This is a genomic window from Treponema sp. UBA7567 (assembly GCF_002476655.1).
Classification (GTDB): domain Bacteria; phylum Spirochaetota; class Spirochaetia; order Treponematales; family Treponemataceae; genus Treponema_D.
Window position 1 is genome coordinate 20,469 of record NZ_DLLH01000063.1, and the last position, 24,655, is coordinate 45,123.

The 24,655-nt window shown below is 40.0% G+C and carries 20 protein-coding genes and 1 other RNA gene; 9 read left to right on the forward strand and 12 right to left on the reverse strand.

The genetic code is table 11. From position 1 onward, the window contains the following. Positions 1 to 14: 14 nt before the first annotated feature. Both B3Y13_RS07975 and B3Y13_RS07980 read right to left on the reverse strand, forming a co-directional pair. Positions 15 to 2,084, reverse strand: coding sequence for a hypothetical protein (locus B3Y13_RS07975; RefSeq protein WP_296693825.1), 2,070 nt, complete (start codon positions 2,082 to 2,084; stop codon positions 15 to 17). A gap of 2 nt (positions 2,085 to 2,086) precedes the next feature. Then, positions 2,087 to 3,157 carry a DUF2804 domain-containing protein gene (locus tag B3Y13_RS07980; protein ID WP_296693827.1) on the reverse strand — a complete coding sequence of 357 codons (1,071 nt, stop codon included), beginning with the start codon at positions 3,155 to 3,157 and terminating at the stop codon, positions 2,087 to 2,089. Between the two features lie 190 nt (positions 3,158 to 3,347). Here B3Y13_RS07980 and B3Y13_RS07985 point away from each other — a divergent pair, with 190 nt between their 5' ends. Next, positions 3,348 to 5,420, forward strand: a complete 2,073-nt coding sequence (locus B3Y13_RS07985) for a methyl-accepting chemotaxis protein (RefSeq protein WP_296693829.1) — start codon at positions 3,348 to 3,350, stop codon at positions 5,418 to 5,420. 89 nt (positions 5,421 to 5,509) lie between these two features. Here the strand turns inward: B3Y13_RS07985 and B3Y13_RS07990 are convergent, their stop codons facing one another. Further along, positions 5,510 to 6,496 carry a TRAP transporter substrate-binding protein gene (locus B3Y13_RS07990; RefSeq protein WP_296018730.1) on the reverse strand — a complete coding sequence of 329 codons (987 nt, stop codon included), beginning with the start codon at positions 6,494 to 6,496 and terminating at the stop codon, positions 5,510 to 5,512. Between the two features lie 189 nt (positions 6,497 to 6,685). Between B3Y13_RS07990 and ffs the strand changes: the two genes are divergently transcribed. Continuing rightward, positions 6,686 to 6,781: signal recognition particle sRNA small type (ffs, locus tag B3Y13_RS07995), an RNA gene on the forward strand. A 71-nt stretch (positions 6,782 to 6,852) separates the two neighbouring features. Here ffs and B3Y13_RS08000 read toward each other — a convergent pair. The 4 genes from B3Y13_RS08000 to B3Y13_RS08015 all read right to left on the reverse strand — a co-directional run bounded on the left by B3Y13_RS08000 (position 6,853) and on the right by B3Y13_RS08015 (position 9,948). Then, the gene (locus B3Y13_RS08000) at positions 6,853 to 8,280 is read right to left on the reverse strand and encodes a dihydroorotase (RefSeq protein WP_296693832.1); all 1,428 of its coding nucleotides are present in this window, start codon (positions 8,278 to 8,280) and stop codon (positions 6,853 to 6,855) included. Between the two features lie 20 nt (positions 8,281 to 8,300). Next, positions 8,301 to 8,735, reverse strand: coding sequence for an aspartate carbamoyltransferase regulatory subunit (locus tag B3Y13_RS08005; RefSeq protein WP_296693835.1), 435 nt, complete (start codon positions 8,733 to 8,735; stop codon positions 8,301 to 8,303). Beyond that, on the reverse strand, positions 8,735 to 9,655 hold the full coding sequence (pyrB, locus tag B3Y13_RS08010) for an aspartate carbamoyltransferase (RefSeq protein WP_296667768.1): 921 nt from the start codon (positions 9,653 to 9,655) through the stop codon (positions 8,735 to 8,737). The genes B3Y13_RS08005 and pyrB overlap by 1 nt, the downstream gene beginning before the upstream one ends. Before the next feature lie 158 nt (positions 9,656 to 9,813). Continuing rightward, entirely contained in the window at positions 9,814 to 9,948 is a 135-nt protein-coding gene (locus B3Y13_RS08015; protein ID WP_296018766.1) for a hypothetical protein, read from the reverse strand. Positions 9,949 to 10,324: 376 nt separating this feature from the next. Between B3Y13_RS08015 and B3Y13_RS08020 the strand changes: the two genes are divergently transcribed. From B3Y13_RS08020 to B3Y13_RS08040, 5 genes are all read left to right on the forward strand, one after another. Next, the gene (locus tag B3Y13_RS08020) at positions 10,325 to 11,284 is read left to right on the forward strand and encodes a tripartite tricarboxylate transporter substrate binding protein (protein WP_296667770.1); all 960 of its coding nucleotides are present in this window, start codon (positions 10,325 to 10,327) and stop codon (positions 11,282 to 11,284) included. 134 nt (positions 11,285 to 11,418) lie between these two features. After that, positions 11,419 to 11,886: a tripartite tricarboxylate transporter TctB family protein gene (locus B3Y13_RS08025; RefSeq protein WP_296667772.1), complete on the forward strand. Its 468-nt coding sequence runs from the start codon at positions 11,419 to 11,421 to the stop codon at positions 11,884 to 11,886. Positions 11,887 to 11,897: 11 nt separating this feature from the next. Continuing rightward, complete coding sequence (locus B3Y13_RS08030; protein ID WP_296693838.1) at positions 11,898 to 13,469, forward strand: tripartite tricarboxylate transporter permease; 1,572 nt, start codon at positions 11,898 to 11,900, stop codon at positions 13,467 to 13,469. Between the two features lie 60 nt (positions 13,470 to 13,529). Beyond that, positions 13,530 to 14,240: a pectinesterase family protein gene (locus B3Y13_RS08035; RefSeq protein WP_422664332.1), complete on the forward strand. Its 711-nt coding sequence runs from the start codon at positions 13,530 to 13,532 to the stop codon at positions 14,238 to 14,240. A gap of 164 nt (positions 14,241 to 14,404) precedes the next feature. Further along, positions 14,405 to 15,820, forward strand: a complete 1,416-nt coding sequence (locus B3Y13_RS08040) for an Ig-like domain-containing protein (RefSeq protein ID WP_296693845.1) — start codon at positions 14,405 to 14,407, stop codon at positions 15,818 to 15,820. A gap of 150 nt (positions 15,821 to 15,970) precedes the next feature. Here the strand turns inward: B3Y13_RS08040 and B3Y13_RS08045 are convergent, their stop codons facing one another. Beyond that, positions 15,971 to 16,558, reverse strand: a complete 588-nt coding sequence (locus B3Y13_RS08045) for a hypothetical protein (RefSeq protein ID WP_296668062.1) — start codon at positions 16,556 to 16,558, stop codon at positions 15,971 to 15,973. 300 nt (positions 16,559 to 16,858) lie between these two features. Between B3Y13_RS08045 and B3Y13_RS08050 the strand changes: the two genes are divergently transcribed. Both B3Y13_RS08050 and B3Y13_RS08055 read left to right on the forward strand, forming a co-directional pair. After that, complete coding sequence (locus B3Y13_RS08050; protein ID WP_296668064.1) at positions 16,859 to 17,260, forward strand: hypothetical protein; 402 nt, start codon at positions 16,859 to 16,861, stop codon at positions 17,258 to 17,260. A gap of 24 nt (positions 17,261 to 17,284) precedes the next feature. Beyond that, positions 17,285 to 17,548 (forward strand): hypothetical protein, encoded by a 264-nt coding sequence (locus B3Y13_RS08055; protein ID WP_296018804.1) that lies wholly within the window; start codon positions 17,285 to 17,287, stop codon positions 17,546 to 17,548. Positions 17,549 to 17,638: 90 nt separating this feature from the next. Here the strand turns inward: B3Y13_RS08055 and B3Y13_RS08060 are convergent, their stop codons facing one another. From B3Y13_RS08060 to B3Y13_RS08075, 4 genes are all read right to left on the reverse strand, one after another. Further along, the gene (locus B3Y13_RS08060; RefSeq protein ID WP_296668070.1) at positions 17,639 to 19,207 is read right to left on the reverse strand and encodes an Eco57I restriction-modification methylase domain-containing protein; all 1,569 of its coding nucleotides are present in this window, start codon (positions 19,205 to 19,207) and stop codon (positions 17,639 to 17,641) included. A 10-nt stretch (positions 19,208 to 19,217) separates the two neighbouring features. Continuing rightward, a complete protein-coding gene (locus tag B3Y13_RS08065; RefSeq protein WP_296668066.1) occupies positions 19,218 to 19,682 on the reverse strand; it encodes a hypothetical protein in 465 nt (154 codons plus the stop codon). A gap of 581 nt (positions 19,683 to 20,263) precedes the next feature. Further along, the gene (locus tag B3Y13_RS08070; RefSeq protein ID WP_296668068.1) at positions 20,264 to 21,763 is read right to left on the reverse strand and encodes a flotillin family protein; all 1,500 of its coding nucleotides are present in this window, start codon (positions 21,761 to 21,763) and stop codon (positions 20,264 to 20,266) included. A gap of 79 nt (positions 21,764 to 21,842) precedes the next feature. Then, the gene (locus tag B3Y13_RS08075) at positions 21,843 to 24,653 is read right to left on the reverse strand and encodes a DEAD/DEAH box helicase family protein (RefSeq protein ID WP_296693848.1); all 2,811 of its coding nucleotides are present in this window, start codon (positions 24,651 to 24,653) and stop codon (positions 21,843 to 21,845) included. Positions 24,654 to 24,655: the final 2 nt, after the last annotated feature.

Genomic DNA, 24,655 nt, shown 5'->3' on the forward strand with positions numbered 1-24,655 from the left:
TTAGCTCAATTGTCTCAGTTTTTGGCTGCCTTTTGAAGATTTTTTATGCTTTCTGCAAAAAGCCTGTTTTGGTCATCACGCACAGGCACGCTAAAAGCAGGACCGCCGTCTTTTTCAGAAATTCTGTAGATGTTTTCCGAACTGCAAGAGTATGCAGGACTTTCAACATTGTTAATCCACCAATCGAGAACACTCACAAGGCACATTGCATATTTTATCAGGTTAGCATTTGTCGCGGCGCTTTCGCCTTGAGATTTTCTGCCTAAAAGCACATCAAGCCTTTTTGAAACTGGGTTTGGAATATCGAATTCGTATTTTTCCCAAGGATTTGAAATTCCTAAAACGAGCCCTTTCGTTCCTGACTGTTTGTCAATTTCTTTAGAAAGTGAAGTCAAATTCTGGCGCAGAAAATCAGTGCGCAGACAAAGCGGAATATATTTGTCGTCATTTGCAGGCTTTTCAAGCAAAAGCTGTTCAAATTCAAAATGCGGCAAAAAATTATATTTTGTCTGCCACAAAATCGAAGTTAAAAGTTTTTTTCCAAAAAGTGAATTTTTAAAATCGCCCTGAGAATACTGCTGGTTTACAAAATCGCAAAGCTGCTCGCAGTATTTTTTTTCAAAAAGCTCTTCGCGGTAAACTGTCCATTCATTGAGGGCAACTGAAAGCTTGTCCGTCTTTTTTTTTGACTTGAATTGAGTTCCATCATCTTCTTCCGTAAAAACAATATTTCGGCATCCTTGAAACAAATCTTCGATAATTCTCAAAAGCGTAACAACAACCTGCATTGGGTTTTGCGGATTCAAAAGATTATAACCGTCGCGGAATTCATAAATCGGCTGAAAATACGGATACAAGTCCGGCATAGAATCAAGCCTCGAAAAGCCGGCATCTGGAAAAAGCCTTTCAAGAAGCTTTATTCCGGCGTCCACGATTTCTGTATGCTTTCCGCGCTGAAGTTCCGGATTGTTTTTTTTGCGTTCTTCTTCCTTTTGCCTGCGTTCCTGCTCCGCCTTCTGCTGAGCCGCTTTTGCATCTTCTTTTTTTTCTGGAAGAATTATGTCGAATTTAGAAATTCCGAGAAAAGAAAGAATATTTGCAGTTTCTTCTGTAAAAAAAGCCGGAAAATATTCAAATTTCGGACTGCACATCCGCATTAAAAGCGGATACATTCCTTTTATAATCTGAGTGTAAACATAAAGCCAGTCGGTAATTCCCTGCTTAGAAAGCATAATCAGCTTTTTTTGATCCGAATTTGGATATTTCATTAAATCGCTGTAAATTTCCTTAAAAAAGCGCGGAATTGTGTTTTCGCCAATGTAATAAATTTTAAGCAAATCCTTATAAACAGTCTTTACAATCGGCTGCATCATTGCAACTGTAACTTCTTCCGGATGCTCTTGAACGTCGAGTATCAAAATCTTTAAATTTTTCATTGTCCAGCCGCCGACAGTCCTCAAAAACTTGAATTTTGTCTCCTGGCTGCTGACAATTTTTGATTTATAAGTTTCCGGGCTTATTTGAATTAAAGATTTTACTGTCGTTAAAAAACTTTGGTAGTGTTCAAGATGATTCTGCAAGTCGTAAGAAATGTAGCTTGGACGCAAAAGCTCAGTTCCATTTTTTTTAAGATAGCGGACAAAATTAAAAATTCCAAAATTCGGCTTGATTTTGTAATCTTCGCTCATCATCAATTTGTCCATTAAGTTGCGTTCTTTTGAAGAAATTTCTGGCAGTCCGTTTTCTTCTCTTTTTCGGGCCGTTTTTGGAACATAACCGTATTTGTCGCCTTTTTTTTGTTCTGAAGATGAATTTGAATTTTTTGTCTGGGCTGCATTTTCCGACAAAGAAGCAACATCCGCCGCCGAACGGCCATTTGCCCTGTGCGAGTAATGCCTTTCTTTTTGAGGGAATGCTGAATAATCAATCGGCGCCGATTTTTCCTGCAAAATTTCGCCGCCAAGAAGCTTTGTCATTCTGATAGCTTCTTCCTTGTCGATCGGACCTATCGCTCTTCTTGTTGCATCGAGAGTCCCAGGTTCCCAAGACTGTTCGACTTTTTTTTGACCAAACTCATCGCTCATTTTCAAACCCTCAACAACTGCTCTCTGGCAACGCCGCCAAAACCGCTTACAGTTATATCTTCTCCGTCTTTTGTCTTAAAAACACCTTCAAATTTTCCATAAAGGTTTAATACCACGATTTTAAAAGCAAAAAGACTCAGTTCCCGGTAAATTTTAGAAACAGGAACAAAAGTCAAGTCCACCATGTTTTCTGTATCTTGAATTATCCACTTTTTGTTTACGCCAAAAGGCTGCGTCATCTTTACAGGCGGAAGAGCCGTGCAGTTTCCATCGACCATCAAAATATTCTGATTTACAGCTTCTTGAAGAGAAACAGAATCCAGAGAATTATTAAGCACAAAAGAAATGCTTCTTCCTTTAAAATCCCCGGAAGCAAAAATTTTTTGTTCCTGAGTTCTGTAACCATAATACGCACGTTTTATCGAAAAAACAGATGTTTCATTCTCCACATCTATAACCTGTCCGGCAGATTTTTTTGTTTTGCCGATCGTAAGTGTTCCACGCAATTTTTGCGAAGTTACATAAGTCGCACAGCAACGCCGCCTTGATTTTAGAGGAACGCACTGCGTAACTTCGTTAGAAGCAGGGTCAGAAAAATGCCCAGTTAAAGCCGCCTGGACAGAAGGACTTACAGAAGTTCCCTTTAGATTAAAAATTATCGAAATTCTATCACGCTTGTGATCCCAGCTGATTCGCACATAACGCCGTGAATTAAAACTTGCACAAAATCCCTGTTCAAGATTATGAGGAATAAAACGATGTCTTGGTCCCATCAAATTTCTGTAAACATATTTGCGGCCGTTTTCTTTATTCCATAAATCAATTTCTACAAGCCCAAACATTTTATTGTCAAAAAAACTGATTAATCCCTGGTAAGGTCCGGCATTAAAATTAAAAAGAATGGAACTTTTTATACGAAAATTTGAAATGAGTACAGGAAGAGGAACTCCGCCGAACGGCGAGTGCAATCCACGAATGTCAAGCTGAGAAACATGCCCCGCAAAAGTTCCGAAAAGCGCGTGTCCGTTTTTTACAAGCGCGGGAGGCGGTTCAAGCATTTGCCTAAAATACATTCTACAATTATATATCAGCACATTGAATAAATGCAAATAGAAGCATAAAAAAACAGATTTTTTTACAAAAAAATAAAAATCAATAATTAAATATTGCAAACCGATAAATTTCAATATTATTTACCAAATATAAAAAAAAAGAACTCTGTTTGACTTTGCGAATAAAGCCTAGTCAAGTTATAATGATCGAATGAGGTCTTCTATTATGAAAAATGCTACAAAACAAAAATCTATTGCAAAATTTATCACAATTCTACTTGCAATCGGGGTTGTTCTTTACGCAACCATCGTAGTCTTTGTCGTAAACAACAGGCTTTCAAGCGGAATTGTTTCTTATTTTGCCAGCGAAATCAAAGATCAATCAAAAATCCTTACCAAAGAAATGAACAACACTTTGGAGCAGGCGCAATCAACAGCCGCAAACATTCAGCTTGCATACGCAACAATATATCCAGAATACGGCTTTGACAGAACAATCATGAACAGTTTTGCCATTGGCGCAAGAGAATATTACGGCGCAAAAAATATTGTATTTTTTAACAGCTTTGGAATGCAGGTTTCAAGTCCAAAATATGGTGTCGTACCAAAAACAGCCGTTATCCGCGAAGTTTTAACTGGAAAAGAAGTTGCAAAATTCGAAAAGGACGGGGCAGACATTTATGCAACAGTTATTCTTCCTCTAAAATCAGAAAATACTATTTTTGGCGCTGTTGAAATAAGGACTCCAGTTTCGACCGAAGATGTCGTTAAAGAGGCAGCTTCATACAGCGACTGCGATTTTACAATTTTTGACGGAAACACTCGCTACGTAACTTCGCTAAACGATATGACAGGAACAACTCTCGATGACGACGAGCTATTTGAATCTGTAAAAAACGGAAAACCAGTTATTTTGCAGTCAGTTTTTAAAGGTCATCACTACGTTTCTTATTACTTTCCGTTTTATGACGATGATGGAAACTTTTTAACAACACTTTTTATCGGAAAAACTTTGGACATTGCAAAAAGTCTTTCAAGTTCAATTTTCCGCTCGTTAATCGGAGCAATTGTTTTATTCTCAGCGCTTCTTCTTGCAGTTCTTTCATTTGCAATCTATAAAAAAATAATAAATCCTCTCGAAAAAGTCAGAAAGGCAGTCGGAAATCTTTCCTCTGGAGATGCCGATTTGACAGTAAGAATTCCTGTTAAAGGAAACGATGAATTCTCTGGACTCGCTTCCGATGTAAACAAATTTGTCGAAATGCTTCAAAAAATTATTCAGGATTTGAATCTTTCTCAAAAAGCGCTTAACGAAGCAAGCGAAAGTCTTGAACAAAGCGCGCAGGGTTCAGCTTCCGCCGCATCGGAAATTCTCGCAAATATTGAAAGCGTACGAAAACAGTCAAAAAATCAGTCCGATTCTGTTATAAACACATCTTCGGTTTTGGAGTCTTCTTCGGAAACAGTCGACAAGCTTTCAGAACTGATAGAAGGCCAGGCAGCTGGAATTGCACAGTCGTCTGCCGCAATTGAAGAAATGCTCGGGAACATTTCGACAGTAACAACTTCCGCAGGAAAAATGGCTGACAGTTTTGAAGAACTCTCAACGACAGTCGGCGATGGAAGCTCAAAGCTTGCAAGCGTTGATAAAAAAGTTACACAGATTGCAGAACAGTCAAAAACTTTGATCCAGGCAAACAGAATTATCTCTCAAATTGCCTCAGAAACAAACTTGCTTGCAATGAACGCCGCAATTGAAGCTGCGCACGCAGGAGAAGCAGGAAAAGGCTTTAGCGTTGTCGCAGAAGAAATCAGAAAACTGGCAGAAACTTCAAGCGCACAAACAAAGACAATTTCTTCCGAATTAAAGGAAATTTCCACTTCAATCCAGGAAGTTGTTGAACTTTCCCACGAATCCAGCACAGCTTTTGAAGCAATTGTTTCAAAACTGAATTCAACAGATTCGATAATTCAAGAAATTGACGGTGCAATGGGAGAACAGCAGACTGCTTCAAAACAGATATTCGAATTTTTAGCAAGAATGAGAGATCAGTCTGGTGAAGTAAATAAAAAAGCAGACGATATGAAGGGAGGAATTGCAAACGTTTCAAGAGATATGAACAATGTTTCTCAAATCTCAGCGACAATTCTCGGCAGCATGGACGAAATGACACTTGGAATGCAGCAAATTGGCGAAGCTACGCAAAACGTTTCTACACTTGCAGAAAGCACAAAAGACAACATTGGCACTATGAGCAGGCAGCTCGGACAGTTCAAAGTTTAAGCAGATCATAAACAGCAAAAAAAGAGCGGGCGTTGAAAACAACGCCCGCTCTTTTTTTATTTACCCTTATTTTCGAGTTTTACAATTTATTATTTCGTAAATGCAATAACCTTGTCCATAAGGTCTTTTCCGTAAATTTCAGAGAAGATTTCAAATACGCTCTGTGTAGCCTTTTTGAATTCTCCAAGATCTGGACTTGTTACAACCATTCCTTCTTTTTTAAGGCTTGCAACAAGGCTGTTTGTCTGCTCTTTTACAAGATTTCTGTTAAGGTTCTGTGCTTTGATTGCCGCATCCTGAACAACTTTCTTTTCAGCAGCAGAAAGTTTATTCCAAACATCTTTTTTGATTACGAGCGGCATTGCATCGTAACTATGGTTTGTAATTGCAAGATATTTCTGAACCTGATAAAGCTTGTTGTTGTAAATTACAGGAATAGGATTTTCCTGAGAGTCAAACTGTCCTGCTTTTAATGCGGCCGGCAATTTTCCAAAATCAAGAGGTTCTGGACGGGCGCCCAAAGCTGTCATTGTCTCCATTACAATCTGGTTTGCAGGGGTTCTGATTTTAAGACCTTTCATGTCTGCAACTTTTGTTACCGGGCGGTTTGTTGTAGTAACACAGCGGAAACCATTGTCATAATGAGCAAGAACTACAATGTTAGACGATTCGAGCTCTTTATTAACGCCTTTTACAATATCGCTGTCCATGAATTTCCATGCCTTGTCAAAATCTGTAAAAAGAAACGGCAAAGCCGAAACGCCTACGTTTGTAGCATAAATACCAAAATTTCCAGCGCTTGATACTGTCATATCAACAGGGCCCTTATTGATAATGCTTTCAATAAGGTTTGTGTCCGAAGCTTTCATTCCAATTGATGCAAGTTTTGAACTGTCATAAAGCTCAACAGTAATGCTCCCTTTTGAATTTTTTTCAACTTCTTCCTTAAACAACTTTGAAGCTACAGCGCGAGGATCAGATGAACCTGTCGAGTAGCCTAGCTTTATTACAGTTGCAGAAAAAGCACTTGCAATAAACGAGCCAGCCATGAGAGCTGCAAGAATTGTTTTCTTCATACGTGTACTCCTAATACTTTTAAGATTATTAAATTATATCACTATTTTAAGAAAATATACAAAAAAACAAAAAAATACGAACGTTAAGAGCAAATTTTTGACATAAAACTTTTGCTATACAAGATTGAATAAAACATAAAACAGACTGTGTATTGATTTTTATATTCCGATATGATAGATTCTCTGTATTGCCAGGATCTAGCAAAGTCTGCTTTAAGCACCGTGTCAGAGGGGGAACCCAGCAGCACACTTTTTGCAGTCTTGTGTATAGACACCCTGGCTTTTTTTATGCAAAAAAAACGGAGCAAAAAACTGTTTTTTTTTACAAAAAGCTATGCTCCAATTTTTCTAATTTTCTAGTCCAGTGAATAAACCTGGTTCCCCAGATAAAAAGTCTTATGAACACGTCCGGTAAGTCTTTGACCTTCAAACGGCGTTGATTTTCCTTTGCTCTGGAATTTTTCTGAACAGACTGTCCACTGCTCATCTGGATCTACGAGAACAAGATTCGCTTCGTAACCTGGAGAGAGTTTTCCTGAATTAAGCTTTAAAAGTTTTGCAGGATTTTCGGACATAAGCTGGCTCAGACGGCACAAGCTCAAGCCTTCTCGTTTTACAAGAACCGTATTGCACACAGCGAACGAAGTTTCAAGCCCGGTAAAACCTGGACTTCCAGCGGCCTTGTCCTGCTGAGTATGAGGCGCATGGTCTGTCGAAATCACATCAACAGTTCCATCTTTTATTGCGGCAATAAGGGCAGAACGGTCTTCTTCGCTTCTAAGAGGCGGATTTACGAGCGCACGAAGATATGGAGAATCAGTGCCAACCAGTCCGATATGATGAGGCGTTACTTCGACAGTACATTCAAAGTCTGCTGAAGTTTTTCCTTCTTTTTTGAGGAATTTTGCGCGTCTCACTGCGTCCATGCTGATTGCTGTAGAACAATGGCAAACATGAATATGGCAGCCGGCAGTTTTTGCAATTTCGATATTCCGCTCTGTCGCCGCATCTTCCGCAAGAGCCAAAAGCTGGTTTGCCGCCGTCAGACAGCCGTCAATTTCAAAATTTACAGAATCTGGAACATTCTGCGTTACTGCATTTACTTTGCCGGCGGGGATATTGTAATTTTCCATAAACTTTAATGCACGCTGACGATACGGTCTTGCGGCAGTGGCCAGAAAAGGATCTTCGCAATGGCAGCTAACGATTATGCTTTTTTTTCCAGCAGATTTCATTCCTTCAAGCATAACAGCAGAATTTGCAACTTCGTGTCCGTCCTCGCTGATTACAGGAAATTCCTCAACTGAAAGGTTTTGAATTTCAGAAACATCTTCGCCTTCAAAATTTTTTGTAATGCTTACAGTCTGAAAAACGCGCGCAAGTTTTTTTTCTGACGCCTCGCTCATTATCTGCCGGGCAAGCTTAGCGCTGGAAACAACAGGCGCAGTATTCGGCATTGCAACAACTGTTCCAAAGCCTCCTGCCGCCGCCGCCTTTAAACCAGAATCAAGGTCTTCTTTCTGAGTCTGCCCTGGATAACGAAAATGCACGTGCATATCAACAAATGACGGCATCAAAACAAGTCCTTTTGCATCAAAAAAAACAGGATTTCCCTTAACTTCCGGCAAAACAGATCTAGCTATAACAAGAGCCGTTTCAGAATTTTTAATTTCGCCAAGAAAAACTCCGCAGATTTTGCCGTCTTTTACAACAACAAGTCCGGGATTTTCTATCGAAGAATCTACTAAAATTGCATTGTAAATAATCAGTATTTTGGAGTCCATTTTATTTTCCTTGTTAAAACTTATTCAATTTTTCCTGCAGTATAGAAAGCATCGCAGTATTCACAGCGGTAAGTTGACTTTTTTCTGTCAGCAAGAATAAAAACCTGAGGAACATAATGCTCGGTCATTGTTATACAGCGCGGATTTTTGCATTTTATAACGTTTTCTACACGGTCTGGAAGTTCCATTCTAATTTTGCGGACTATTTTTTCGTCTTTTATTATATTAACGCAAATATTTGGATCTACAAAACCCAAAACCGAAAAATCAATATTTATGATATTGTCGATTTTAATTATGTCCTTTCTCTCAGCTTTTTTGCTTGGAACATTCATAATCAGCGCGCTTGTAAAACTTGCCTTATCAAGTCCAAGCCAATGAAAAATTTGCGGGCCGCAGCCTGCCTTTATGTGGTCGATTACAAGGCCGTTTTTTATTGTATCAACATTAAGCATTACAGAACCCCCAGAATTTTTGCAATAAGAGCCATTCTCGCATACATTCCATATTTTACCTGCTTAAAGTAGGCGGCGCGCGGATCAGAATCAACTTCCGGAGAAATCTCGTTTACGCGAGGAAGCGGATGCAAAACAATCATATCTTTTCGGGCAAGCTCCATTTTTGACTTGTCGAGAATATAACTGTCCTTCAAACGCAGGTAATCCTGCTCATTAAAAAAGCGCTCCTTTTGAACCCTTGTCATATAAAGAATATCAAGATCGCCGATTACATCTTCCAGACGGGTTGCAGCCGAATAAGGAATATTAGCTTCGTCCAAAAAATTAGAAACCCAGTCAGGAATTTTTAATTCTTCCGGGCTTATAAAAACGAATCTTACATTTTTGTAACGGCACATTGCCTCTGTCAGAGAATGAACAGTCCGTCCAAATTTCAAGTCTCCGCAAAAACCGATTGTGTGGCCTTCAAAACCGCCTTTTAACGCACGAATCGTAACAAGGTCGGTTAAAGTTTGCGTCGGATGATAATGGCCGCCGTCGCCAGCATTGATAATCGGACATTCTGAAAATTTGCTCGCCAGAAGAGCCGCGCCTTCTTTTGGGCTTCGCATTGCAATTACATCAACGTAAGAGCTTACAACACGAATTGTGTCCGCTAAAGTTTCGCCTTTTGAAGTTGAACTATTGGAAGCGTCGCTAAAACCTTCGACAGTCCCGCCCAAATGAAGCATAGCCGCTTCAAAGCTCAAGCGCGTTCTAGTGCTTGGCTCAAAAAAAAGTGTCGCAAGAATTTTCCCGCGACACACGTCCTGAAAAGAAGATGGATCAACAATAATCTGTTCGGCGAGAGCACAAATCTCGTCAATTTCTGAAACAGTCAAATCATTTGGCTGAATTAAACTTAGACCTTTAAGCATGGCTTGAGTTTACCACAATGAAAAATTTTTACCAATAGAAAATAAATCTCTTGCAAAAATTTTTAAAATAAAGTTTTTGTTTAACCTCTCCAGTGCTCACATAAAAAAGCCTGATTTTGAAAACTCAAAATCAGGCTTATGTTAAAACTTTTTATTTGTTAGCGTTCCTTCTTAAAACTGTAAATCAATTTATCTGACGGGGCATTGTCTACGCTGACAAGAACCCAACCTCTGCTTTGCAGCTTTAAAAAATCCGATTCAGAAATGTTTTCTACCGTTACAAAAGGTTCCATAAAGAGCGATTCCTCCCGCGCTTTTGATTTTTTGTTAACACTCTCGAAAACTTTTTTAACTCTTATAAATATATTTTAGCACTAATCCGTAAAAAAACATAAAAAAACCGAACTTTTTTGTGTAAATATAACGTTTTATTATTTATTTTAACATAAATCCTACGCCAGATTGAAGCAGCGCGAAGCGTCCGCCTTTGGCGGATGGAGCAAAAGCGGAACTGCGAAAAGCTGGTTAGACGAAAAAATTCCGTCCGCATTTATAGTAGACTTTCCAATAACTAAAAGTTACGGATTAAAATTTTGACTTGTAAAAAATCCTCATATATCATTTAAAAATCATCTAAATATTGATTTGTTCTTGAGGAGGAATATGCAGATGAAAAAAATTTTGCTTGCTGCAACAGCAGCATTGGTTCTGTTTGGCGCTACAGGTTGTAAAGAAAAAAACACCGCTTACCCCAAAAAAGGCATTACTATGATTTGTCCATGGGGTGCTGGTGGAGGAACTGACGCAATTCTTCGCGCTGTTTGTTCTACTGCCGAAAAATATCTTGGAACGACAATAACTGTTGAAAATAAAACTGGCGGCGCTGGCTCTATCGGTTATCGCGCAATCAAAGATGCAAAACCGGACGGCTACACTCTCGGCATGATTACTTTTGAATTGAATTCAAACCCATGGCAGGGACTTCAGGATTTTACTTACGAAGCTTATGATCCGCTCGTTATGGTAAACACTGATGCTGCAACAATCACTGTAAAAGCTGATGCCCCATACAACACTCTTGCAGAATTTGTTGACTACTGCAAAGCTCATCCTGGAAAAGTAAATATCGGAAACTCTGCCCCAGGCTCTGTATGGCACATTGCTGCCGGACTTTTTGCCTCTGAAGCAGGAATCGACGTAAAACACGTTCCTTTTGAAGGCGCTGCTGGTGCTGTAACAGCTGTTGCCGGCGGTCATATCGAAGCCGTTTCTGTTTCTCTTGCAGAAGTAAAATCTCAGCTCGATGCTGGAAACGTAAAAGTTCTTGCAATTATGGATTCAAAACGTCCAGAAGCTTATCCAAATATTCCAACAATGAAAGAATGTGGTTATGACGTTGAATTTGGTACTTGGCGTGGAATTGGACTTCCAAAGGGAGTTCCAGCAGAAATCAGAGCTGTTCTTTTTGACGCTTTCACAAAGGCTATGAAAGATGAAAACTTCATCAAAACAGCTAAAAACCTGAACCAGAACGTTACTTATATGGATTCTGAAGTTTTTGCAACTTATCTTAAAAACAACTACGAAGGCACTGGCGCCACAATGAAGCAGCTTGGACTTGCAAACTAGCTTCTAACTAAATATTTTGGGCTGTCCAAAAAGTTTGAACAAGCAGTAAGATTTTCTGTCAAAATATTTGCGGCAGAAGATTTTGTTGCGACAACTGCTTTTGGATAGCCTTTTTTTTACTGGAGACAAAAAAAATGAGAATAGCCAACATTGTTTCGGCAATAATTGGAATGCTCTTCTCTTTGGCCGCATTCCTCAAAACTCTTACATTCAAAAAATTTATTAACGTTCCTGTCGGCCCGGAATTTTTTCCGCGTTTTCTTTGCATTGCGCTTTTTATCTGCTGTCTGATTCTTCTCATTACAAACATTCTGAAAAAAGATGACGGCAAAAAAGCTCCTACAATCAGTCCGCTTAACAAAGATATGCAAAAATGTATTCTTGCGCTTGCAGTAATTGTAGTTTATGCACTGCTTTGGAACGTAATCGGCTTTTTGCTTGCCACACCGCTCGCACTTTTTGCTATGATGCTGATTCTTGGGCAGAGAAACTATCTTACTATGGCGATTATCGCTGTCTGTGCAGACCTTGTGATTTTCTGCGCATTCAAATTTCTTCTTCAGATTGAAATGCCTATGGGCTTTCTTGACGGATTATTCTAGGAGGTGGAAAGATGGATTTTTCTTTAATTTCTTCGGCGTTTGGACAAGTTTTCTCGCTTTCTACTATACTATATACTTTTTTAGGTGCGGCCGGCGGAATTTTAATCGGCTGTATTCCGGGTCTTACCGCAACTATGGGAATTGCGCTTCTTGTTCCGTTTACTTACGGAGTTGAATTTATACCTGGCGTTGCAATGCTTTTGGGAATTTTCTGCGGCGGAATGTACGGCGGTTCAATTTCGGCAATCTTGATTCACACTCCGGGAACTCCTTCTGCCGCGGCAACGGTTCTCGAAGGCTTTCCAATGAGCCAAAAAGGTCAGAGCGCACGCGCTTTAACGCTTTCGCTTTTTTCTTCTTTCTGCGGTGGAATTATCGGCGCAGTCATTATGACTTTCCTTTCTCCGACAATTTCTAAAATGGCCTTAAGGTTTGGACCGGCAGAATTCTTTGCATTGGCAGTCTTTGGTTTGAGCGTTATTGTTTCAATTTCTGGAAAATCGATTTTAAAAGGCTTGATTACGGCAATTTTTGGACTTTTAATCTGCTGCGTTGGAATCGACAAAACTTGCGGTTACATTCGCTTTATAAACCTTCCTGGATTCTACGATGGAATTCCATTTATTCCTGCCTTAATCGGACTTTTTGCAATCAGCGAAGTTCTTGCCAATTTTGAGCATCTTCTAAAAGGCAACCCGGCTCCCAAAAATATAAACGCTTACAAGACCGGCAATGCAATCGGAAATTATCTGCGTTCTGTAATAAAAAATGTAGTTCCAAGCAAAGAAGACTTTAAGGTAATCTGGCCGCACATGCTCAAAGGCGGTTTAATCGGAACTTTTATCGGTGCAATTCCTGGCGCAGGCGGCGATATTTCGGCATTTGTTTCGTACAGCGAAGCAAAAAGATGTTCTAAACATCCTGAAAAATTCGGACACGGAGCACCTGAAGGAATCGCGGCTGCTGAATCTGCAAACAACGGTTGTTCTGGCGGTGCAATGATTCCAATGCTTGCGCTCGGTGTTCCAGGAGACTCGAATACGGCAGTTTTGATGGGCGCATTTATTATGCACGGATTCCAGCCGGGACCGATGATGTATGTTGAACATCTCGATGTCGTTTATGCAGTTTTTGGTGCTTTGATAGCAGCAAACGTTGCCTTCCTTATAATCGGAATGCTGGGTGTAAACCTCTTTTCTAAAGTAATCAATATCCAGCGTTACATTTTAATCCCTTGTATTCTCGTTCTTTCTCTTGTTGGTTCTTACTCAATCAACCAGAGCATGTTCGATGTTTATTTTGCAATTGCAATGGGCGTAATCGGTTACCTTATGCAAAAATATGAATTCAACCTGTCTCCGATTCTCCTTGCCCTTATTTTGGGACCAATGTCAGAATCAAACATCAGGCGCTATATGCAGATTGTCGATGGAAACTTTATGAAGATTTTTACCCGCCCAATCTGTATTATTTTCTTTGTGCTCGCAGTTTTCTCAATTATTGCAGCGGTTTTGAACCAAAGAAAAATTGCAAAACGAGTTGAATCTTCTCAGTCTGATGACACAAACGGCGCAAATGTTTAAATTAGAAGTGGAATTACAATTTTTTTGAAAACGGAGGAATTCATGTTAAAAAAATTGACTATGGCATTGCTTACTGCAGGAGCATTCTTTGCTGCAAACGCCGCTCCTAAAGTAACAATTTCCGGAAAAGGAGCAAATGCTTCTTTCGACACAATTCAGGCGGCAATTGATTCTGTAAAAGACGACGGTGAATACACAATCAGCCTGCCAAAAGGAACTTACAACGAAGTTCTTTATTACAACGGACCGGCAACAATCAAACTGTCCGGCCAGACAACGGAAAAATACGGAAAGGACGTAATCATTGCCGAATCAAATGACGGCGACATCTGTCTTAACAAACGCGCAGACAGCGCGCAAAAAAAACGCTGCATTATTGAATTTGAAGGAACTGGAAACCTTATTCTCGAAAATCTTACCGTTCAGAACACTTTTGAACGCGGCTCTGTAAAAGGCTCAAACACACAGGCGGAAACCCTCGGCTACGACGGAAGCGGATTTGTCGCAGCTTATAACTGCTCGTTCCTTTCTCATCAGGACACATTGCGCACGACCGGAAAAACATGGTTCTACAACTGCTATGTCGAAGGCGACACCGACTTTATCTGGATGGAAACAACAGGAAAAGTCGCCCTTTTTGAAGAATGTGAAATCAACGCAATTTACGACGAAAAGCACACAACAAAAATTGCCTATGTTGGAGCGCCTCGCATGGAAATTGGGCCTGCAGCAGGCAAAGGCCTTGTAATTTACAATTCAANNAGCTCATAACAGACTCTCGCCAAAAAACATATTTAGGACGCACACCGTGGAGAGCAGGCTATTACAACCAGATTGCCTACATCAACACAAAGGCGGACGGAATCGAAAAAGAAATCTGGCTTGACCAGCCTTTGACCGCTCCAGGAGTTCCGCAGAATATAATCGGCTGGAAGATGGACAGCAAAACTGCAAAAAACCTTAAGCTCAATACAAAAAATCGCGCCGATATTATTCCAGAGGCAGATGTTAAAAACGAATTTAACGGACGCAATGCAATCGTAAACCGCTATTTTGATATTTTGAGCAACAAATACAGAAAAGACAGCGACACAGAATGGAATCTCAATTCGCTTGCCGCAAAATCTGGCTGGAAAGTTTCAAAAGACAAGTCTTCCGCGCTTGCAAAAGGCGAACAGGACAAAAAAACAGTTTACACATTTGACGGCACAACAGACAATTCCGCTCTAAAACTCAACGGATTTGCAAAAGAAGAAGGCAAATCTCATGCTGAAGGAAATGCCGGAGATTCAATTACAATTCCACTTTCTACAAAGGCAATTGTAAAAGTTACAGGCTACTACCTTGGAACAGGAACAGTCAAAGCCGGAAAACAGGGGCCTGTTTCTTACTACTTTAGCAACGGCACAACCGATTCAACTCTTTCAAAATCCTACGTTGTTTACGAAAATAACAGCGAGCTTTCAATAACGGCAGACACAAAAACCTACATAACAAAAATCGAAATACTGCCAGACGAAAGTTTGACATTCCGCCCGGTAACAGCAATCAAGGTAAATACCTACAAAAACCGCAAACAGCTGCAGGGCAAAAAAACAATGCAGATGAGCGCAGTTCTAACACCGCAGAATCCGACAAACGACGAATACACCTGGTCAGTTTCTGACCCCGACGCAGCCGAAATCGATCCAAACGGCTACCTGACAGCAAAATCTGTAAAAGAAGACTGCGTAATCAAAGTAATTGCAACTTCAAAAGACCAGAACGGCGTAAAAGGCGAAGCAGACCTTAAAATCTTAAAACCGGAAGAAGGCGCATTCTCGGCAATCTGGCTCAACAGCGAAGCTGCATCAACAACACTCGAAGGAAAAAGCGACGACACTTCAGTTGCAAGCGTTTCAAAAGCAATTCCTTCAAAAGGAAACTGGGCTTACAATTCAGGCAAAATCACATCTGACATTGCAAAAGGCGCGCTCAGTTTTAGCGGTTACAGCGAACCTATTACAGGACGCGACAAAGTTTACATCGACTTCCCGATTACAGCAAACAGAAAAATTGAAATAACAAATATCGAAGTTTCTTACGGAAACCACGGAACAAGCAACATGGCCTGCCAGATAATGTGGCTCAAAAACGGAAACAAAGGCAACATAGCCGACGACACCGACCGTCAGGTACGCAACACAAAGAAAAGCTACCGCGCTTACCCGACAGTAATAGCCGAAAAAGGCGAAACCGTAACAATCCGCGTAATTCTTTACGGACTCAACGGCACAGGCGACATTCCAATTCCGACAGGAAAATCGCCGACAATCGGAACCGTAATCATAAACGGCCGGGCTGCAAAGTAATTCGCAAAAAAAGAGGAGCGCATCTCCGCACTCCTCCAGCCTTTCGCCCTTCCGCACAGCTCCATCTCAGGCAAAAAGCCTGAGACTACGGGGCTACAGCCTGGGCTAAGAATTCTGTTCAAACCAAACAAAAAACAGTCTTTTTGTAAACTATTCCAAGTTATTCAAAAGATAAGTCGCAAGAAGCCTTTTCCAGTTAAAATTTTCCAAATCAGAAATACTTGCATAACGATTTTGTGTTGATTTTTGCAGCTGCAGAGGAATATTTTGGTCTTTGCTTAATGCCTCACGGTTTTTAAGATAAATCGCTTTCCAAAAAAGTTTCATATTCGAATACGAATAAGAAGTTTCAGACGTAGAAGTTAAGTCGTCAACAGAACCAAAGCTCTTAAAAAGATACTGAGTGCTAGTAAGCGTCGTAAGAAGAGAATTTGTTTCGCCGGAACCAAGAGTTACAAGAACAGAAATAGAGTCCTCAGGAATCGATTCAATATCAGAACGCAATCCTGTCGAAGAATCATTCGGCTTAACTTCTTTAGAAGCATAATAAAAGCTGACATTCAAAACTGTGCTGGAGGAGCCGTTTTCAGAAGCATAAGTTACAGGCATGGTGCACCAAGTATCAGAAGGCCCTGTCAAATCGTCCAAAGCCTTTGAATCTTCTTCCGAGCAACCTTCAAAAAACAATCCGCAAAGCAAAACAGCCGCAAAGCCAAAAATTTTATTCATTTTTTTCATAGTATCTCCAAAAATAAAATTGATTTAACAGTTTACCCCCCCCACCCCGCACTTTGTCAAGCAAAAAGGCTGTGCCGCAATTTTTTCTGGCCGCCGGCAATTTTACCGGCGACCAGAGACGGCAGAAAAGAAATAACAAAACAAACTTTTAAGCCTGCTAGTATTTATTTAACAGATGGTTTAATATTTTTATAAACTTCAATTTTGGAGGCACCGGCTGTTTCCCACTTCGTTGCGAAGCAACTTAAAAAGTCAACCTAAAAACTGAAGTTTTTAACCTTGCTTTTTATTGGAGTTTTTATGAAAAAGAAATTTGCTATTTTGCTTTTTTCATGTTTATTGGCATTGCTATTTACGGGCTGCGATGAAGTTCTTTCAGTAGTAACATGCAATGAAGATGGTGAAAAAGTTGTAAACAATTACATTTCTATTTATGGCGACAAAGTATATGACGAAACAAGTTCCATAAAATCATGGACAGACCTGAACATATTTAATGAAGGTTTTTTCGATGTTAACGATATGGATGACCTAATAGATGACCTGCTTTTTAAAATCGAAAATAAAAAAGAGAACATTGTTGTTCTTGGCTCAAAAGATACTGCCATAGAACTAATTTTTTTTGACGGTGGCTATAACTACACGCTTTTTTCTTCAGCGGAAAGTATAAACAGCGCAATAAATAGCGGCTTTGATTTCTAACATAGCAAAAAGGAGAAAACAAGAATGGGTAGATTTTTTAAATTTTTGACAATATGTTTTGCAGTATCAACGCTTGCAGTTTCCTGCGCAAAAAAGCCTCTTACCCTTGACAATAATACTTCAATGAAAACTTTGCTCAAAGCAAATGATGAAGAAATAAAAGATCTCATCATAAAAGAGGCAAAAGAAAAAGCAAATATCTCTGAAGAAAATATAGATGTTGAATACATTTTACGCGATGAAAAAGCTCAGGTTATTGCAACAAAAATCAAAATAAACACAAAATAGAAAAATATTGACAACAAAAAGCTCGTTGAGCCTGCGCTAGGATTCGGCTCGGAGTCGATGGAATAAAAAGGCAAAAGGCATTTTTGTCTTTTATGTGGCGTAAATCATATTGAAAATAGAATCCAGTTCTCTTTGAACAGCAAGTTTTTTTTCCGTTTCGTTGTTTTCGGCAGAATTCAATGCAACGGAAACTAAATTGCAAACATTTTCAAAAGTCTTTTTGTCAGGCTCTTTGTACGGAATCTGTTTTATGTAGTTTGAAGAGTTGTTTGCGGTCGGGTTTATTAAGTGGATAATTTTATTTGCAATCTCGCTGTTCATTAGGCCTAGAAGATACAGAAATTTGCTTTCATCTTTCGGAAAAATTCCTACGATTGACTGGTCGAAAACTCTGTTTTCCATTACAAAGGCGTTTATGCGGCTTGATTTTACCATCGGAAGCCCGATGCCTTTCTTGAAATAAAACGAGGAATTCTGAAAACGAGATTTTTTATTGCTGTTGTAATACTCGACAGTCTTCTTATCCCAGCGGACAAACCATTCATCATTTTCCTTTATGTACTTTGTCTTTGAAGAGCTTTTTATGTAAGGAATATAAGCCTCATCTGAATTTTCAATTCCGCAAATAGAATCGCTGATTATGACTTTATTTGGATTTACAACTTCATAATTCTTAGAGCCTTTTACCGATTTGTCTTTTACGCGTATAAATTTTGTGTTGTCGCCGGAATAAAAGCCTGTTACAACATCAGCGACATCTCCGACAGTTTTAGAAGAATTAAAAATAAAGTTCTCTGATTTTTCTGTAAGAATAAATCTTTGCCCTGCTGAATTGAAAATATCCCCCTGATTTAGAGTGAATTTTTCTATACAATTGGGCAATTCTGCCTGTTTGCTATGAATTAAAGAAAATTCCGCAGGATTTTTGAAGCCTTTATAGACTGAAATTTCATTTTTTAGCGATGACTGTTCGTCGCTTCGTTCCAGAGTAATTATAGAGAGATTTGAGTATCCGAAACTTACGCCCGGAAAGAAATTTGACGGAAAGATAAGAATTTCTGAAATTTTTGTTTTTGACAAAAGAAAATTCCTTAATTTCTGATGAAGGTTCAAAAACATAAAAGTGTCAGGAATGATAAATGAAAGTTTTCCGCCGAATTTTAATACCGATATACAACGCAAAAGAAAAAGAGAATAAGTCTCCTTTACATATTGCCCAGGATATTTTTTCTTCAGCAAATCACGTTTTTCGTAATCTTGCCATGCTCCGTAAGGCGGATTCCCGATTATTTTTGTGTAATGTCCGCATGTTTTTTCAAACAAGTCCAAATTTTCATCAAACAATGTGTCTGTGTTTTTCAGCCATAAAGCCGCATCCTGAAAAGAATCCAGTTCAGAATCGAACAATGTGTCAGTTTCCCTGACATTCACACGGCTTTCATTTTTATATTTTTCCTTTAAGATTAAGATTGCTTTTTTATCTATATCAAGCGCGTCTATATGAATATTTTTATTTGCAGTCAATAGTTCGTCTATAAAAAGTCCGCTTCCTGCCGACGGTTCAAGCACAATATCATTGTCTTTAATATCCAGCATTGAAGCCATATAAGATGTGATTTCTTTTGAGTCTGTATAATATGAGCAAAGTCTGTCGTGCATATTTTTCACTTTACCAAGTTAAGTATTTCAGCAAATCGTTTTCTTCAAGATGTTTCTTGAACGTGCCGCTTATGTCGCATTTCCAGTCCGCATTTTTATCAAGCCATTCTCTTATATTGAATCCTGTGAAATTTTTTATGGCATTGTAACATTCATCTGCACAGTAAATATCCCAAAGTTTGGAATTTTTCAAAGTCTGCAAATAATGATTGTTTTCCTTTTCCTGCTGCCTGACAAAGATCATCTGCTTCTCATTCTGACCTAGAGATTTAAAAATGCTTGCAACAAGTAGAAGCCTGTTTGTATTTCCTTTTTCATTTGAACTGAAGCCGCTCTTGAAGTCGCAATTATAATGAATTTTGTTTTGTTCAAAATGCAAATCAAGATTCAAATTGATTCCGCCGCTGTCAACCATAGTCCAAGGAATTTCATATTTTTCTTTCAGCTCTTTTTTCGTTTTTTCATCAAGCGCCAAAGATTCTATAAAAGTTATTGCGTCTTTTTGAATTTTATCCTGAATTTCTTGAAATGCAGGAACATCAATAATTTTTAATTCATTTACTGGATAAAAGAAAGGGAGCTTGCAGAAAGGTTCCCCAAAGTTCCCCGATTCTGCGGGAAAAAGTCATATATTCATACGGCCAGATTTCATTCCGATATTCAAGCATGACAATATATGAGGAATAGGTTAATAAAAGCAGTTCATTCAGCAGTTTTTTATTTTTCCAGCTGCTGTTTTTTGCAGTTTCAAGTATTTTTGAGGATTGAAAGTCTTTTGCGGTTTTTATCCGCTTGTTCATTTCCGAAGCTTTCTTTTTTAAGTCGAATTTAGTTTTCAATAAATCCGAATAAATTTTCTCCGCTTCATTTCTGAGCAAGTCAATATATCCGCTCTTTGTTTTTGGATAATCCATGGTCAAAATGTAACATAAATATAGTATTTTTTCTATAATAGATAAAAAGGAAAAGTTTTGAGGTGTGTTACTAAAGATCATTTCAAATTTTTAGAACACACCTCAAAAATGTTTCTTCCGAAGTTTTTATTCAGCTAAAAGACTACTCTTTTTCGGAATTCTTTTTATCATTTTTGTTTCCGGCGGCCTTTCCGCCGATGAATCCAGCAAGAAGAGACTTCATATCGATTCCGAGCGACTCGCCCAAGCCCTCGCTTATCTGTGTAACGTTCTTCATTATGTCAGCCTGCAGCTTTGACGAGTCTCCGCCGTACATATAGATTTTATCAACGTTCTGGTAAGACTTTCCTGCAGCCTCCGCAATTTTCGGAAGCTGCTCAAAGTAAACTTTAAGGGCGTCAAGCTCCATCTGCTGGCGCGCCGCGTCTCCGTAAAGCTTCATCGCCTCAGCCTTTTCACGCATACCTTCCGCTTCCGCAACGAGCTTGGCCTTTATTGCCTCGGCTTCCGCCTCGCCCTGCGCCTGAATCGCCTCCGCAAGAGATTTCTTTCCTGCCGCCTCGTTTTCCATCGCAAGCTTTTCAGCCTCGGCTTTTTTCTGCTTCTGGTAGGCCTCGGCTTCCGCCTGCTTTTGAAGCTCGAACGCCTCTGCCTCGGCCTTGCGCTGCCTTGTGTAAAGCTCCGCGTCGGCTTTCTGCTCCGCCGCGAATTTGTCCGCCTCGGCAGTCTTCTTTATATCTGCGTCAAGAGCCTTCTCCTTGATTGCGACTTCCTTTTCCTGAATTTCAATCTGCTTTTCCTGCTTTGCGATGTTCGCGTCCGCCGCCTTGATTTCAAGAACCTTGCGCTGGTTTTCCGTCTCGATTCCCATTGCGGCCTCGGCCTTTGCAGCCTCAGTGTCCGCCTGGAGCTTGAGCGCGGCTTTCTTTATCGCCAAATCGTTCTGTTTCTGGGCAATCTCAAGCTCGGCCGCGACGCGCGCATCGTTTGCGTCCTTGTCGGCCTGCGCCTGCGCAATCTTGATTTCAGCCTCGGCCGCCGCCTTCGCCTTTGCCGCGTCCTTTGAAATGCTCACGGTGTTCTCGATACCAAGATTGTTGATTACGCCGTTGTCATCCTTAAAATTCTGAATATTGAAAGTAGTAAGCTCAAGCCCCAAGTCCTCAAGATTCGGCTTTACGTTCTGCGCAATCTGCTCGGCAAGAACCTTCTTGTCGCCCTGAATCAAATCCTTCAGTTTAATCTGGCTTATAATCTCGCGGATATTTCCCTCAAGAACCGGCTTTACAATGTCGGCGATGTTTCCGGTCGTGTAGCCGATGAATTTCGCCGCCGCCTTCTTCATAATCTCGTTGTCCTGGGAAATCGCGATGTTCGCAATAGCGTCAACCTTGATGTTTATGGCGTCCTGGGTCGGAATAGACTCCTTGCTTACAAAATCAACCTGAATGTTCTCAAGCGTCATGTAGTCAATGCGCTGAAGAAACGGAACCACAAAAACCGCCTTTCCTGTAACCGTCTTGTTTCCGAACGGCCCGACACGGATTCCAATTTTGTTCTTAGGAACTTTCTTGTAGGAACAGAAAAAAATCACCAGCAGAAAAACCACCGCGATAACAAAGAAAACAGAAAACTCACTCATTTTCGCCTCCAAAAAGAATATAAATTCAGTCTAAAGCATAAACACTTAATTGCAAGTCCGTTATTTCTTGCTTTTCCCTTCACACAATCTCTTCAAACCGTTCACGGAATTTTTCTTTCATCGCCTTGTCGCCTGCGTTAAAGAACGTAAGCCCCAAAAGACAATATTTCTCAGTTTCTTTTCGCACTGGCTTTGAAAATCCGTACCGGCTTGAAATTTCTTCCAAGAATTCTTCTTTCCAACTGTCTTTTTCGGCAAGATGTTTTCCTTTCGGCTCTATAAAAACCTGAAAATATGCGTTCTCGTCGTTTTTTCCGTGCAAAAGCAGTAGAAAATCCGGCTGAAATCCCTGTCCGTCCTTAAAGGCGAAAATTTTGTAAACTTCCTCGTTCCGCAAAAGGCAGATTCTGTCGTATTTTTTATAGAGATTTCCAAGATTTTCCTTTACAAACTGGACAAGATTCCGCTCCTCGCCTGTTCCCCAGAAATTGTCGAGCGCGTACCATTTACATTCTTGTGAGCAGATTTCTTTTTCAAGAATATTGTTTTCCAAAGTTTCAGTATTTTTTCCGTCAATATTTATAAGTTTTTCTTTTTCCGCCGCAAAACATTCTGAAAACGGAACGAGCTTAAAATCGCTTCCCACAAACGGATTGTCGTAGCTTTCAAGATTTTTCTGGCAATACAAGAAGAATTCTTCAAACATTTCCAAAATTTTTTTGTTCGGAATGTCGGAAAATTCCGCGTCGCGTTTCAAAGTGATTTTTATGTCCTTTATAAAGCTAAAAAAATCTTCCGTGCTGCAGATATTGAATTTATTGCGGAGATTCTCAAAGCTGAAATATGACGCGGGATTCGTGTTCAAAACGTGCATTGCCTTTGTGTAGATATTTCTGTAACCGTCTATAAAATCTGCAAATGTAAAAGTTTCTGTAAAAATATTCTGAGAGTCCGCAGCCAAAAACTCTTCGTCACCGCCTTGAAAATTTACGGCTCGGATATTTGAATACAGTGAAGTCGTCAGGTCGTGTTCAAAAGGCGGAATATTCTTGAAGTCATCGGGCAAAGTTCGCAATCTTCGTTCTGGATTTTCCTTCCGCTCGTTCACAAAAAGATAAAGTTTTTCAAGTTCTTTTCTTGAATTCTCCTTTATGCGGAAAGTTTTCTGCGTTCTTGTGTCGCTTATAATTCCAGTGCGCTTAAGTTCCTGCGAAAGCTCGCTTATATATTTAACATCATCGTCGCTATGGAAATAAAATTCCTCTAGAATTCTAAGCTCGTTCTGCAAATCATTGTCAAACTTGCGGCGGCTCTTTTCCTTGCCTTCATATTCAAAAGGAAAATACCGCACGCCGCGCCCGATAAGCTGAACTTCGCTTGTTGTGCTGCTTCCGGCTTTTTTGCTTTTAAAATCCGTGTCGCGCCCGGAATACAGACGCACAATATCGTAAAGGTTCAGAACGTCCCAGCCTTCCGTAAGCCGCTGAACTGTAAAAATCGCCCTTATGTGGTTTGCCGAATCCTCAAGGCTGTTCAACAGGCGGTCAGTTTCGCCGTCGGTCTTTTCTTTTTTTGTCTTGTTGGACTTGCTGTTCGTTATGATTACATTTCGCTCGCCGAAATTTTCCTTTATAAACTGCGCCACCGTGCCATAGGAAAATTGATTTTTGTTCATATAACCGTTTATGCGCTCAAAGATTTTTCCATCCAGGTTGTATGCATCAGAAATATCGTCCGTTCCCGGCTCGAATGGATTCATCTTTTGAGCCGAAGAAATTCTCTTTATAAAATCAAAATCGTCAGCAGTTACATTTTTGCACAGTTCAAGGAATTTCTGATAGTCGGACTTTGACTCATCAATCGTCTTGCTGCGAAACAAGATTACTGGCTTAAAATTTGCAATTCCGTATTTAAGCGCGATTGAATATCTGTACCAATTTAAAAGCAACGCCTGCAAAATGCGCTCTTTTGTCTCAAGATTTGAGCGAACAAGACGGATATGCTTTGTGCATCCGGCTTCAACAAATTCTTTGAGCGCGAATTTTGTGATTATCTTGTCTTCATATTTTTTCTGAGCGGCTTCGGTCTCCGGAATCGTCGCGGTGAATTCCAGAAGCACATTTTTATTCTGCCCAGCAGATTTTCCGCCCTTGTTCAGAATGTAATGACAAACTGTCGTTTCCCAGGAGCGTTCAACGTCCTCATCTTTTGAACTGTCTTTCAACTCGCCCAAAAAAGAGATGTCGGAAAAAGTTCCGTTTTCCTCGCTTGCATAAGAAGCGGAAACGGCAGAATTCTTTTTCAGTGTCGCCGCATTCAGGTGATGAGCCTCATCGCCAAGCAAAACAATGTCGCGCTTTTGCAAATCCGAAAGCAGAAGGGAATTCTCACTTTCCTTGTAGATGTCGTTGTGAAGTTTCTGGATTGTCGTGAATTTTATCTGGACAGTCTGCGCATCGCAGGAACTGCTGAACATCTCGACTTCCTTGAAATTCAGCGGCACACCGTCAATCACAACATTTTCCTTAAAAAGATATTTGCTGTGGTTTTTGTCTATAAAATTCGCCTGAGTTTTTCCAAGAATCGCATTCTGGTTCACAAAGAAAATAAAATTGCGGAAGCCCTGCTTGTAATAGTAAAGAATCAGAGCCGCCATAATCAGCGTTTTTCCGCTTCCTGTCGCCATATTGAACATAAGATGGTTCGGCGGCAACACGGCTCCTTTTTTTGTCTTGATTGAGCGCGTTCTTTCGTTTATAAGAAAATTTTCCAGCGCGGTTTTCTGCCACTCATAAAGCGGAAATTTCAGGTTGTCCGTTATGTATGAAGGAATTTCGTAATCTTCGGGATATAGCGTGTCTTTCTGATTTTCAATTATTTCGTAAAGCATTG

Coding starts and splice junctions, on each gene's coding strand:
- B3Y13_RS08060 (WP_296668070.1), bottom strand. CDS start 19,207: ATGCACGACAGACTTTGCTCATATTATACAGACTCAAAAGAAATCACA.
- pyrB (WP_296667768.1), bottom strand. CDS start 9,655: ATGCTTAAAGGTCTAAGTTTAATTCAGCCAAATGATTTGACTGTTTCA.
- B3Y13_RS07980 (WP_296693827.1), bottom strand. CDS start 3,157: ATGTATTTTAGGCAAATGCTTGAACCGCCTCCCGCGCTTGTAAAAAAC.
- B3Y13_RS08050 (WP_296668064.1), top strand. CDS start 16,859: ATGAAAAAGAAATTTGCTATTTTGCTTTTTTCATGTTTATTGGCATTG.
- B3Y13_RS08070 (WP_296668068.1), bottom strand. CDS start 21,763: ATGAGTGAGTTTTCTGTTTTCTTTGTTATCGCGGTGGTTTTTCTGCTG.
- B3Y13_RS07985 (WP_296693829.1), top strand. CDS start 3,348: ATGAGGTCTTCTATTATGAAAAATGCTACAAAACAAAAATCTATTGCA.
- B3Y13_RS08005 (WP_296693835.1), bottom strand. CDS start 8,735: ATGCTTAATGTTGATACAATAAAAAACGGCCTTGTAATCGACCACATA.
- B3Y13_RS07990 (WP_296018730.1), bottom strand. CDS start 6,496: ATGAAGAAAACAATTCTTGCAGCTCTCATGGCTGGCTCGTTTATTGCA.
- B3Y13_RS08025 (WP_296667772.1), top strand. CDS start 11,419: ATGAGAATAGCCAACATTGTTTCGGCAATAATTGGAATGCTCTTCTCT.
- B3Y13_RS07975 (WP_296693825.1), bottom strand. CDS start 2,084: ATGAGCGATGAGTTTGGTCAAAAAAAAGTCGAACAGTCTTGGGAACCT.
- B3Y13_RS08030 (WP_296693838.1), top strand. CDS start 11,898: ATGGATTTTTCTTTAATTTCTTCGGCGTTTGGACAAGTTTTCTCGCTT.
- B3Y13_RS08075 (WP_296693848.1), bottom strand. CDS start 24,653: ATGCTTTACGAAATAATTGAAAATCAGAAAGACACGCTATATCCCGAA.
- B3Y13_RS08015 (WP_296018766.1), bottom strand. CDS start 9,948: ATGGAACCTTTTGTAACGGTAGAAAACATTTCTGAATCGGATTTTTTA.
- B3Y13_RS08045 (WP_296668062.1), bottom strand. CDS start 16,558: ATGAAAAAAATGAATAAAATTTTTGGCTTTGCGGCTGTTTTGCTTTGC.
- B3Y13_RS08040 (WP_296693845.1), top strand. CDS start 14,405: ATGGACAGCAAAACTGCAAAAAACCTTAAGCTCAATACAAAAAATCGC.
- B3Y13_RS08055 (WP_296018804.1), top strand. CDS start 17,285: ATGGGTAGATTTTTTAAATTTTTGACAATATGTTTTGCAGTATCAACG.
- B3Y13_RS08000 (WP_296693832.1), bottom strand. CDS start 8,280: ATGGACTCCAAAATACTGATTATTTACAATGCAATTTTAGTAGATTCT.
- B3Y13_RS08020 (WP_296667770.1), top strand. CDS start 10,325: ATGAAAAAAATTTTGCTTGCTGCAACAGCAGCATTGGTTCTGTTTGGC.